Source organism: Flavobacterium sp., assembly GCF_044357305.1.
In the GTDB taxonomy this organism is placed as follows: Bacteria; Bacteroidota; Bacteroidia; order Flavobacteriales; family Flavobacteriaceae; genus Flavobacterium.
In genome coordinates this window covers 162,879-174,553 of sequence record NZ_JBIKPS010000004.1, presented here as the reverse complement: position 1 = coordinate 174,553, position 11,675 = coordinate 162,879, and the positions used below count along the sequence as shown (strand labels likewise).

Genomic DNA, 11,675 nt, shown 5'->3' with positions numbered 1-11,675 from the left:
AAGTATATTATCTATTACAATAACGTCAGAATTAAATCAAAATTAAACAAAATGAGTCCGATAAAATATCGAACTCATTATTATCAAAATTAATTATAAATTTGTCTAAACTTTTGGGTGCAGTCTAGGTAGATGTGGTTTTTTTGTTATTTATCATTGTCTCGTCCTGAAACAGGTTTACACAAAAGTACTATTATTGTAAATCAATAACAGGACTAAAAATGAGTTGTAAATCTATTTTAGGATTAAGTATAAATATGCAAACTTATTTTAGGACGAGACAAATAGTATTTGAAAATTTTATTTCACAAAAGACATAACCATCATAGCCCTGACAGAAGTGGAAATCCTGGCATTGCTTAGAGGAATAGTTCTATTGTATTGCTTAGTTCTAAGCAATGACAGATTGTAACGGATGGCAGGAATGACGTTTACTAAAATGCCAAATGATTCGCTCCTAAATTTTAAGAAGGGCTTTGCCGTGAATTAGCACTGTTGGATCTATTAAAACAATGCTGAAAACGCCTGAAACTACTAAAAATTTTAGTATGATGTGCAGTTGTAGGTATTGGATTTTGGAATTGGCTTTCCATAATAAGAGCAGGAAAAAAATCAGGATGATAAGACTGATGTAGAAATAGATGTCCATGAAACCGACTTCGTAAATTTCTACTAAAAAATACACCGGAATTACCGTTGAAATGGTTAATAGGGTAATGGTTTTTTTGGCAAATACTTCGCCATAAATAACTGGAATGGTTCGGTAATCGTTGGCGATATCGCCTTTTATGTTTTCTAAATCTTTTATTATTTCGCGGATTAAAAGCAACAAAAATAAAAATGTTGCATGTGCAAAAATTTCAGGATAGAGGTTTTTGTAGTATAACAATATTGCGAAAAAAGGTAAAATTGCCAATAAGGAAGCGGTTAGATTTCCTATTATTGGGTATTTTTTTAGTTTATGGGAGTAAAACCAGATCAAGAAAATATAGGTTGAAAAATAGGCTACAGCTCGAAACGAGACTAACATAGCTAATAATGCCACCACAAAATTTACGGTGAAATAGACTTGCAGTTTGGTTCTTTGACTTACCAAATGATCAATTCGGGACTTGTTAGGGCGGTTGATTAAGTCTTTTTTACTGTCGTAAAAGTTGTTGATGATATAGCCAGAAGCTATAGTTAAACTGGAAGCTACGACTAATATAAAAAGGTTGAAATCTAATAATACAGTGAGTGCTCTTTTTTCTGGAGCCATTATAAATATTGCCGAAAGGTATTGCGCAAGTGCAATAATGGGGATGTTGTAACCGCGAACGACAGAGAACATACTGAGTATTTTCAGAATGGTGCGTTTGGTTTGTCGGCTTAACATGATTTAGTTGCTTAAAATTGGTAAACCACTTCTAAGGTATAGTCTTTAAGGGATTCTTTTGCTTTTTCTAAATCTTCGGTGAAACCAAGAATGTAGCCACCACCACCAGAACCACAAAGTTTTAAGTAGTAATCGTTGGTGTCTATTCCTTTTTGCCAGATTCCGTGAAACTGTTCTGGAATCATGGGTTTGAAGTTGTTTAAGACTATTGCAGAAAGTTTTTTGGTATTGGAAAACAAGGATTTTTTATCGCCTCCAAGGAAGTTTTCTACACACAAATCGGTGTATTTAACGAATTGGTTTTTAAGCATGGTACGGAAACCTTGGTCTTTTAGGTTTTCCATAAAAATGTTTACCATGGGAGCTGTTTCGCCAACAATTCCAGAGTCTAACAAGAATACAGCACCTTTGCCTTCTGCACTTTGAGAAGGGATTCCGGTTGCTTCGATATTGTCTTTGGAATTTATAAGAATTGGAATGCTTAAATAACTATTTAAAGGATCTAGACCAGAACTTTTTCCGTGGAAAAAGGATTCCATTTGAGCGAAAATATTCTTCAATTGAAGTAGTTTTTCGCGTGTAAGATTTTCTAGAACTGTGATTTTATCGTTGGCATATTTATCGTAAATAGCAGCAACTAATGCACCACTACTTCCAACACCATACCCTTGTGGGATGCTAGAATCAAAGTACATGCCTCTTGTTACATCGGCATTTAAAAGGGATAAATTAAAAGTTATTAGTTCCGGTTGTTCATTTTGAAGATTTTCTAAATAAACAACAAAACGTTTTAAACTTTCGTTTGATTTTATGGCTTCTGCCGAAGGGTTTTCGGTTACTTTTAAAGCGCCATTATAGAAATTATAAGGAATAGATAAGCCTTTAGAATCTTTGATGATTCCATATTCTCCGAAGAGTAATATTTTAGAGTAAAATAAGGGTCCTTTCATATCTTTTTAATTAATTCTTTCACAATATTCCTAACTGTTTTTTTACCTCTTCATAAAGGAAAAATTCTCCTCTATCTATTTCTCTTTCTGACTCTTCTATTGCTACTTTTTGAGCAATGCTCAATTCATCCCACCAATCTTCTTTTTTAGAATTAAAAATTGCTTTCACCTTTTTAATTATGGTAACGTCTTCTGTTTGAAGCAACAATTGGGCTAACGATATTTTTTCGGCTTGAATATCCATCATTAAAATTAGTTTAAAATTTCACTTCCATTTCCAATTTCATCACAAATATACTGCCCATTTTGACAATAGCCAACTAATTCGTCTTTAATAAATTGCAAAGTTTCTACTCTAACGTTTTCGGGATACAAAACATGTACGTTTGCGCCAGCATCTAGGGTAAAACAAACGGGAATTTTAGTTTCGTTACGGAACTTCCATATTTTGTTTAATATTTCTAGCGTGTTGGGTTTCATTAAGATAAAATAGGGCATAGAAGTCATCATCATGGCATGCAATGTCAATGCTTCGCTTTCTACAATTTTAATGAATTCTTCTATATTTCCAGCTTCTAGTATGTTTTTTATACTCGAAAGATTTTGTGGCGCTTGTAAAAAGCGTTGTTCTGCATAAGGATGTTTGTGCATTAAATCGTGACCAACAGAGCTAGAAACTAGTTTTTCGCCTTTGTCAACCAATAAAATAGTGTCTTGGTAATTGTTGAAATTAGGATGAATTTGGGTTGGAAATTCAACTCCAAATAAATCGGAACTTCCTGTTATTTCTTCGTGTTTTCCCCAGACAACTACGCTTCCTTTTATGCTTCGGCAAGCGCTTCCGGAGCCTAAACGAGCAAGGAAAGATGCTTTTTGGTAAAAGAATTCTTCTGTTATTGTTGGGTTCAATTCTTTTTCCAAACTCATGATGTTCATAGCAAGAGCTGCCATTCCGGATGCGGAAGAGGCAATTCCCGAACTGTGCGGAAAGGTATTTTGGGTATCAATGGTAAAATGATAGTTTTTCAAATAAGGGCAATAGGTTTCAATACGTTCCAAAAACTTTTGGATTTTTGGTTTGAAATCTTCTTTGGGTTTTCCTTCAAAAAGCAAATCGAAGGAGAAATTAGTGGTTTCTTCTTTTTTGTTAAATGCTAATTTGGTTATTGTTTTACAGTTTTTTAAAGTAAAACTTATGGAAGGGTTGGCAGGAATTTGATCTTGTTTTTTACCCCAATATTTCACTAATGCAATGTTACTTGGCGCACTCCAAGCGTAGTTTCCCTGATTCACGGATGTAGAATACTGGGTGGTAATAAAATCCTTTTCGGAATTCATATTTAATAATTTTGACAAATATACTTATTTTAGAAAAACGAAATACTTTTGTTCACTATATTTGTATAAAATATAAACAAAATGCAAAAGATTCTAAGAATAGCAGTAGTTTTAATGACTTGTTTGGTGGTTGGTTATTTGTCGGGGATGGTTACTCGAGATAGTATTACTACTTGGTATCCTACACTTGTAAAACCTTCTTTTAATCCACCGAATTGGATTTTTGCTCCCGTGTGGACTATTCTTTATATAATGATGGGTGTTGCTGGTGGTATGGTTTGGAACAGAATAGAACAAGATGCCGAAAATGTAAAGAAAGCTTTTATGTTTTTTATTATTCAATTGGCTTTAAATGCAATTTGGACGTTGTTATTTTTTTATTTTCACAATCCTTTTTTATCTTTAATTGAGATTGTGCTTTTATGGTTAATGATTTTTGAAACCTATACCCAATTTAAGAAGATAGATAAAGTTGCCGGGATGTTGCTAGTTCCTTATTTGGTGTGGGTGAGTTTTGCTATGGTTTTGAATGGTAGTATTTGGTGGTTGAACAGATAATCAAGCTTTGGATTCTTAAAATTGCTTTTTAATTTGTTTTTTGACCATTAAACCATAAAAAAAATCCCATCATTGCTGATGGGATTTCATTCTTGATTGTATTTCTTTAAAAAATTATATGATTAACATTGCATCACCATAAGAATAGAATTTGTATTCTTCTTTGATGGCTTCTTCGTAGGCTTTTTTCATTAAATCGTGACCACAAAATGCCGAAATCATCATTAATAAGGTTGATTTTGGGGTGTGGAAATTGGTAATCATAGCATCGGCTAGACTGAAATCGTAGGGAGGAAAGATGAATTTATTGGTCCATCCTTCAAACGGATTTAGGGTGCGTTGGGAAGAAACCGAACTTTCTATGGCGCGCATTGAGGTAGTTCCTACCACACAGATTTTCTTTTTGTTTGCTTTGGCACTATTAACAATGTCACATGCTTTTTGGTTGATTTTCAACTCTTCCGAATCCATTTTATGTTTGGATAAATCTTCTACTTCAACTGGATTGAAAGTCCCTAAACCTACGTGAAGGGTTACTTCGGCAAATTCAACTCCTTTAATTTCTAAACGTTTTAAAAGGTGTTTAGAGAAGTGTAAACCTGCAGTTGGTGCAGCTACAGCTCCTTCTTCTTTAGCGTAAATTGTTTGGTAACGCTCTGCGTCTTCGGGAGTTACCTCACGATTGATGTATTTTGGGATTGGTGTTTCACCAAGTTCGGTTAATTTATTACGAAATTCTTCGTAAGAACCATCGTAAAGAAAACGTAGGGTTCTTCCGCGAGAAGTTGTATTGTCAATTACCTCTGCAACTAAAGAATCGTCATCACCAAAATATAATTTATTTCCGATTCTGATTTTCCGAGCTGGATCAACCAATACATCCCAAAGGCGTTGTTCTGCATTTAATTCTCTTAATAAGAAAACTTCAATACGAGCACCAGTTTTTTCTTTGTTTCCAAACATACGTGCTGGGAAAACTTTGGTATTATTTAAAACCATTACATCGCCATCTCCAAAATAATCGATAACGTCTTTGAACATTTTGTGTTCTATAGTTCCTTTTTTTCTATCGATTACCATTAAACGAGATTCGTCACGGTTTTCTGCTGGAAATTCAGCTAATAATTCTGTTGGAAGATTGAATTGAAAATGAGATAATTTCATTTAAGAGTGTTTAAAAGTTTAAAGTTTATGGTTTATGGTTTATGGTTTAAAGTTTATGGTTTATGGTTTATGGTTTATGGTTGTTTACCATAGACGTTTAAAATTCAGGTTGCAAATATACGATTGTGAGATAGGCGTTGTCAAGTGTTTTGCAGTTTTTTTTTATTTAAGTTGCTTAGGCACTGAGTTACTTAGGATTTAAGTTTTTTTATAATTCTGAAATTTGGAAGCCAATGGATTTTAAATCGTTCCAAAAAGTTGGATAGGATTTAGAAACTACTTCTGCATCTTGAATAATTATATCTGTTTTTAATGCCAATGGTGCAAATGCCAAGGCCATGCGGTGGTCTTGGTAGGTAGCGATTGCTTTGCTCTTGACTATAACAAAATTAGAATCAGACATTAGTAACGTAAGGCTATCATTGGTGACAGAAATTGAGGCTCCAAGTTTAGTGAGTTCGGTTTTTAAAGCTTCTAGACGGTCGGTTTCTTTAATTTTTAAGGTGTGCAATCCAGTTAAATAGCAGCCTATTCCTAATCCGAAACAAGTAACAGCAATGGTTTGAGCGATGTCGGGGGAGTTGTTTAGGTTGTAGGTTGTGGGTTGTAGGTTGTAGGTTGCTAGTTTTGTTATTGTAATAGAATTATTGCTATTGAAAACTGTTTCTACTCCGAAGTCTTTATAGATTTTTACCAAAGCAGCATCACCTTGCAAACTGTTTTGTTTGTAACTGGATAGGGTTATTTGGGTGCCAATTTCAGACAGTGCTATAATTGAATAATAATAGGATGCCGAAGACCAATCGGATTCGATGGTTATAGGTGTTGGGTGTTGGGTGTTGGGTGTTGGGTTGACTGTGATTGTATTATTTTCAAAAGATGTTGTTACTCCAATTTCGTTTAGCAATGCTAATGTCATTTGAATATAAGGCATAGATGTTATTGCACCTTCAAGAGTTAATTCTAATCCGTTTTCGAGTTTTGGAGCTATTAAAAGTAGTGCCGAAATGTATTGGCTGCTCACATTTGCCGCAAGTGAAACTTTGTTTTGGGTGAGTTTCTTTCCTGTAATTTTAATAGGAGGGAAGCCTTCGTTTTCGGTAAAGATTATTTCCGCACCAAGTTGTTTTAAGGCATCTACTAAAATTTTAATAGGACGTTCTTTCATTCGGGAGGAACCTGTTAATAGTACTTCGCTTCCTTCTTGAATAGCAAAATAGGCGGTTAGAAAACGCATGGCGGTGCCGGCGTGGTGGATGTTTATAGGTTGTAGGTTATGGGTTGTAGGTTTTAGGTTTAGTGCCTCCATCATTACTTCGGAGTCGTCTGAATTGGAGACGTTTTCTAAAGTGAGGTTTGGATATAAGGCTTGTAACAACAACAATCTATTGGTTTCCGATTTGGATCCAGTGATTGAGATTGTTGATAGTTGCTTGTTAATTTTTGCTTGTTGAAGTCTTAAATCCAATTTTCTAAAGTCTTAATACTCTTATCTTAATACTACTTTAATTTTTCATTGTTTTGATGCCGATCATGGTCGCGATTGGTTTTCAAATCTAGTTTTTTATCGAAGGCGGATTGAAGGTCTATTCCGGTTTGGTTTGCTAGACATAATACTACAAAAACCACATCGGCAAGTTCTTCACCAAGGTCTTTATTTTTATCGGATTCTTTCTCGGATTGTTCGCCATAACGACGGGCAATGATTCGGGCTACTTCACCTACCTCTTCAGTAAGTTGCGCCATATTGGTAAGTTCGTTAAAATAACGAACGCCATGGTTTTTTATCCAGTTGTCTACTTCTAGTTGGGAGTTTTTTAGGTTCATTTATTTCTTTATTAATACAATTTTTTCATTTTCTTTATCTACTATAATTTTAAAAAATTCTTTTAAGGTGCTGTAATCATCTGGAGGTATAATGGACGCATTAATACTTAATACAACAATTATTTGCACCTGATTATCTGAATTGGATGTTGTAAAACTGAAATTTCCATATTCTTTATCCATAGAAATAGAAATAGGTTTTGGTATACTTTCAAGTTGATAACCATCCGGTATAGTAATGCTTATCATGTATTTATCTTTAAATGGAAATGAGAAATCAATTGGATATTCTCTTGTTTCTTGTTTGAATGGATTTTCTGTTGATACTAAATGTAACAATGGAGAAATATATATTTTATTGCCAATAATCTCAGAGGAATTGGAGTTTTTAAAAGTATATTTTTCAATTACAGATTCGTTTAAGTTAGGGTCGGTAGTTAATTCATAATCTTCAACCTCAAGACCACTATGAGATTTTTCTATTTTTTCAACAATACTTTCCTTTGCTAATCCAGTATAACTTTCTCTAAATCGTAATGCGTAGTAATCTAAATATTGTTCCCTAAATTTCCCTGTTATCTGCCCATTCGTATCTATAGTGGCAATTACATTTACAACATCTTGAGAAATACTTTCGGGCATTAAATCAATCATATCCGAAGTGCCGTCTTTTCGAATTATTCTACCAAACCAATTTAAATCTCGTAAAGGTAAAATGTTTGGTTGTGAATATTTACTAGTGGCATCCAATAAAACTATTTTATTATTTAATACAACTGAAGCAATAACCATATTAAATGCTGTTCTACTTGGATAAAGTGCAATACCATTATTTCGAGTACTTAATAATACTGGATTGGCATCTAAATTTGCATATCGCAACATTGATACTAACATTAAGTTTATATCTGCAGTATTACCAGTTTTTTCTTGATAAGCTTTTTTTACCCCAGAATCACAAATATAACTGAAGGATTTATTCCAAACCATTCGCGATTGCACAAAATTAAATATAGCAGCTGACTTTTCTTCGAAGGTTGTTAATCCTTGTAATAAAGTTTTCAGATCGTCTTCGAAATAATTATTCTTGTTGAGTTGAGGGCCAAAATCATCATTTTCGTAGATGTTTTTAGACACATCTTCCCAATTTGTTGCGAAATTGGTATATGTTTGATTGGGCATTTGTTTCGAAATTAATTCATTACTTACAGTAGAAAGATAATTGTCTAAATTATTTACAAATCCTTCATTCTTTATTGCAGCTATATTTTCAAGCACATATAAAGTATGATTTTCAATATAATTAATAGTCTCCGTACTAAACTGAGTACTTGTAACATACCCATCACTTCTTTCTTTATTATTTAACGTTATTGTTTTATTAACTCCATTTTTTTCTATCTTTGGTGTTAAACTACCCTTAAAAAATGGATTGTAAATAAAATATTCTGGTATTTCAGTTTTAAATTCAGAATAATTTACAGGAATTGTTTTCTGAAAGCCCCAATCTGGTAAATTTGATATAAACGGAGATTTTATAGTGTATGAATATTCAATTATTGAGCCTTCTTTAACATCGGGCAGCGTTATTTTTTTTACATTCCAAAATTTATTAATGCTTTCTGAAAATTCTCCTTCACTTTTTAATTTTGTTTTTTCAATTTTACCATTAATTAAATTATAAGTTGCTGCCTTATTAATAACTACTGTTTCTTTGGAACTATTGTTATTATTACCAACATAATAATTTACAGATTTATTTGCCCAATCATAACCTTCTTTTTTATAAATCTTAATTTTAACCTCTACATCTGTGACTAAAGAAAAACCTGTGTTTTCAGAAAATTGAAAATAGGTTTTCCCTTTATTAAAAATATAGGCTGCTGCAGCTGAAGAATCTTTAGGATGTATTTTTTCTTTAAGTTCCTCTATGGTTACATTGCCGAGTTCCCGTTTTTGAGCTTGAACGGTGGTAAGAAATGTAATAAATACAGCTAATAATGTGGTAAATTTTTTCATAAGTATTATATTTTAGTCAGTACAATTTTTGAGTTATCTGCTTTTGCTATTTGTTCTCTAAATTTTCGATAATTTTCGTATTCTTCTTTTTCATAATATCCTTTATTGGCTAGAAAAGAACGTTTGTATAAAAGCTTGTTCGGACTTAGCACTGCCAATTCCATTTTATAAGTTCCAAATTTATCTTTAAGTTCCAAATTTTCTGGTTTAACCTCTAATTTAAATCCTTCGGGAATGGTTACTTCTATTTCATCTTCATCATAATAGCCTCTTGAAATTTCAAATGGATTTTTTCTATTGCGATACCTTTGCGGAATTGACGCATTTTGATTAAAAACATTAATTGGCACCATCATCATACCTGCATTGCTTTTTCCATAAGCTAGTGCAGAAATTTGTAAATCTTCTATAAATTCAACATTTTCATTATTGTTGTTGAATTTTATTTTATTCATTTTTAAATTATTAATCCAATAGAAATGATTTTTATAATATTCATCAATGCCTTCTTTGGATTTTTTTTCTAGCATGTAAATATTGTCGTATTGAATCCCATCCGATTTAATAATTACTTTACCAGAAATATTCCCATCTAAATCAATAGAGTAATTGCCTTTAGAGATTTGGGAACTTTTTTTTTCGTTAAATTCATCTGTTTTAATTATTTCACCTCCATCAGGTGTAACCTTTAAAGCATAACGATCGTCGGTAAAATCTCCTTGAAAACCAAAAGGCAAAGTTTGATTAGTGCATTCCAAAAAGAGATTTTTATCTTTGTATGGAAGTGTTAATATCGCATGGTTTCCTTGCATCGCAACAAAATCTTGTTTGAAATCTCTTTTAGTTTTATCTCCAAAAATCACGGTATAAAAAGCTTCTACTCCTACGGTTTTAAGCAAAACCCGCATATAATTAGAGAGAGCTTTACAATCACCATAACCCAATCTATCTATATCTTTGGCTAGCATGGGCTTCCAGCCTCCAATTCCTAATTGAATACTAACATACCGGGTTTTATCCTGCATATATTGGTAAACAATTTTTGCTTTTTTTATTGGATCGGTCTCAGCACCTACTAATGCTTTTATTTTAATTTTGGTTTCATCGGATAATTCTTCGGTTCCTGTTAATAAAGCGTTATAAACCCATGCCCCATATTCTTTCCAAGTTTTAGCAGTACCTTCAACTCCTTCCAAATAAAATTTTTCCAGTCCAAATTTAACTTCGGGCCAAAATTTACTAGGAGACGGAGAGTACTCCTCTTGTTTTTCGGCTTCTAAATTTTCTGCAGAAAAAGTAATAATTCCTTCTTTTTCAGATTTATTTATGGTGCGACCTGTAAAATTATATTCTTTGTATTTAAACCCTAAATCGGGAGTATAATGTATAGTAAATTCTGATTTTTGAACGCTTTCCAAATAGTCGTCAATTGGACTCCAACCTGGAATAAAAGCGGTATTGCTGTTCTTAGTTTCGCTAGTGAAAACTACAGTAAAAGGATAATCGGTTGGGGTATAATCTAAGTAAAGGACACGTTCATTGGAAATAGTAAACCCATCGGAAACGCTTTGATCTTTAAAGTCTTTTCGTTTGATTTTTTTCACTTCCATTCCAAAAGCATTATAAATAGTAGCTTCAATAAAATTTACTTTTTCGGAATCACCATAATATTCTTTCGCGTCAATATTGTTAATCCCTTTAGGATTTAGAACCGTAATTGCTTTGCTAGTAGTTTTTACATATGATTTTTGAGAAGTGATACTAATATCAATAGATTGGTAACGAATAACACTATTTGCATTTTCTTTTAAATTTTCAGGAATAGTTACTACTGAATAATTAGTGTTTTGTGCAACAATTAAATTACAAAAAAGAAAAAATAACGGAACGGAAAATTTACAATGCATCTTAGAAGTATTTATCCAAAAATAACATTTTTATTTAAAATTTATTGTGTTTTATTCTTTATTTTTAGTGTCCATTACTATAGTTACAGGGCCATCGTTTAATAACAGTACTTTCATGTCGGCACCGAATTTTCCTGTTTGTAGTTTTTTTCCTATTTCTTGTTCGAGTTGGGCGATAAATTTCTCATAAAGTGGGATTGCAATTTCTGGTTTTGCGGCTTTAATATAGGAAGGACGGTTGCCCTTTTTAGTGGAAGCATGAAGCGTAAATTGACTTACCACAATAATATCGCCATTGCAATCTTTTACCGAAAGATTCATTACTTCCTTTTCATCTTCAAAGATGCGGAGGTTTGCAATTTTAGATGTCAGCCAAAGGATGTCTTCTTGCGTGTCGGCATCTTCAACTCCAACCAGAACCAGCAACCCTTTTTGGATTTCGGCTACTATTTTAGAATCTATAGTTACAGATGCTTGAGAAACTCTTTGGATTACGGCTTTCATGAAAATTAATCTTTTTAAAGTCGATAAATTAAT

The 11,675-nt window shown here is 32.9% G+C and carries 12 protein-coding genes; 2 read left to right on the top strand and 10 right to left on the bottom strand.

Annotated elements, in window-relative coordinates:
• Nucleotides 1–93: IS3 family transposase (locus tag ACIQ2J_RS05110; protein WP_396167308.1), on the top strand; the 93-nt coding region annotated here is incomplete at its 5' end.
• 364 nt (nucleotides 94–457) lie between these two features.
• Here ACIQ2J_RS05110 and ACIQ2J_RS05105 read toward each other — a convergent pair.
• Genes ACIQ2J_RS05105 through ACIQ2J_RS05090 form a run of 4 tightly spaced genes read right to left on the bottom strand, consistent with a single transcriptional unit; the run spans nucleotide 458 to nucleotide 3,663 of the window.
• Nucleotides 458–1,375 carry a geranylgeranylglycerol-phosphate geranylgeranyltransferase gene (locus ACIQ2J_RS05105; RefSeq protein ID WP_396167302.1) on the bottom strand — a complete coding sequence of 306 codons (918 nt, stop codon included), beginning with the start codon at nucleotides 1,373–1,375 and terminating at the stop codon, nucleotides 458–460.
• An 11-nt stretch (nucleotides 1,376–1,386) separates the two neighbouring features.
• Nucleotides 1,387–2,325 (bottom strand): mevalonate kinase, encoded by a 939-nt coding sequence (locus tag ACIQ2J_RS05100; RefSeq protein WP_396167301.1) that lies wholly within the window; start codon nucleotides 2,323–2,325, stop codon nucleotides 1,387–1,389.
• A 19-nt stretch (nucleotides 2,326–2,344) separates the two neighbouring features.
• On the bottom strand, nucleotides 2,345–2,572 hold the full coding sequence (locus tag ACIQ2J_RS05095; RefSeq protein WP_396167300.1) for a hypothetical protein: 228 nt from the start codon (nucleotides 2,570–2,572) through the stop codon (nucleotides 2,345–2,347).
• Between the two features lie 5 nt (nucleotides 2,573–2,577).
• Nucleotides 2,578–3,663, bottom strand: a complete 1,086-nt coding sequence (locus tag ACIQ2J_RS05090; RefSeq protein ID WP_396167299.1) for a diphosphomevalonate/mevalonate 3,5-bisphosphate decarboxylase family protein — start codon at nucleotides 3,661–3,663, stop codon at nucleotides 2,578–2,580.
• A gap of 81 nt (nucleotides 3,664–3,744) precedes the next feature.
• Here ACIQ2J_RS05090 and ACIQ2J_RS05085 point away from each other — a divergent pair, with 81 nt between their 5' ends.
• Nucleotides 3,745–4,221 (top strand): TspO/MBR family protein, encoded by a 477-nt coding sequence (locus ACIQ2J_RS05085; RefSeq protein ID WP_396167298.1) that lies wholly within the window; start codon nucleotides 3,745–3,747, stop codon nucleotides 4,219–4,221.
• Nucleotides 4,222–4,335: 114 nt separating this feature from the next.
• Here ACIQ2J_RS05085 and queA read toward each other — a convergent pair whose 3' ends face one another.
• From queA to dtd, 6 genes are all read right to left on the bottom strand, one after another.
• Nucleotides 4,336–5,385, bottom strand: coding sequence for a tRNA preQ1(34) S-adenosylmethionine ribosyltransferase-isomerase QueA (gene queA, locus ACIQ2J_RS05080; protein ID WP_396167297.1), 1,050 nt, complete (start codon nucleotides 5,383–5,385; stop codon nucleotides 4,336–4,338).
• A 208-nt stretch (nucleotides 5,386–5,593) separates the two neighbouring features.
• Complete coding sequence (gene aroA / locus ACIQ2J_RS05075) at nucleotides 5,594–6,853, bottom strand: 3-phosphoshikimate 1-carboxyvinyltransferase (RefSeq protein WP_396167296.1); 1,260 nt, start codon at nucleotides 6,851–6,853, stop codon at nucleotides 5,594–5,596.
• A 32-nt stretch (nucleotides 6,854–6,885) separates the two neighbouring features.
• A complete protein-coding gene (locus tag ACIQ2J_RS05070; RefSeq protein WP_396167295.1) occupies nucleotides 6,886–7,212 on the bottom strand; it encodes a nucleotide pyrophosphohydrolase in 327 nt (108 codons plus the stop codon).
• Nucleotides 7,213–9,231: a DUF3857 domain-containing protein gene (locus ACIQ2J_RS05065; protein WP_396167294.1), complete on the bottom strand. Its 2,019-nt coding sequence runs from the start codon at nucleotides 9,229–9,231 to the stop codon at nucleotides 7,213–7,215. It abuts the gene before it with no gap.
• A gap of 5 nt (nucleotides 9,232–9,236) precedes the next feature.
• A complete protein-coding gene (locus tag ACIQ2J_RS05060; protein WP_396167293.1) occupies nucleotides 9,237–11,138 on the bottom strand; it encodes a DUF3857 domain-containing protein in 1,902 nt (633 codons plus the stop codon).
• 51 nt (nucleotides 11,139–11,189) lie between these two features.
• Nucleotides 11,190–11,642 carry a D-aminoacyl-tRNA deacylase gene (dtd, locus tag ACIQ2J_RS05055; RefSeq protein ID WP_396167292.1) on the bottom strand — a complete coding sequence of 151 codons (453 nt, stop codon included), beginning with the start codon at nucleotides 11,640–11,642 and terminating at the stop codon, nucleotides 11,190–11,192.
• Between the last annotated feature and the right edge of the window lie 33 nt (nucleotides 11,643–11,675).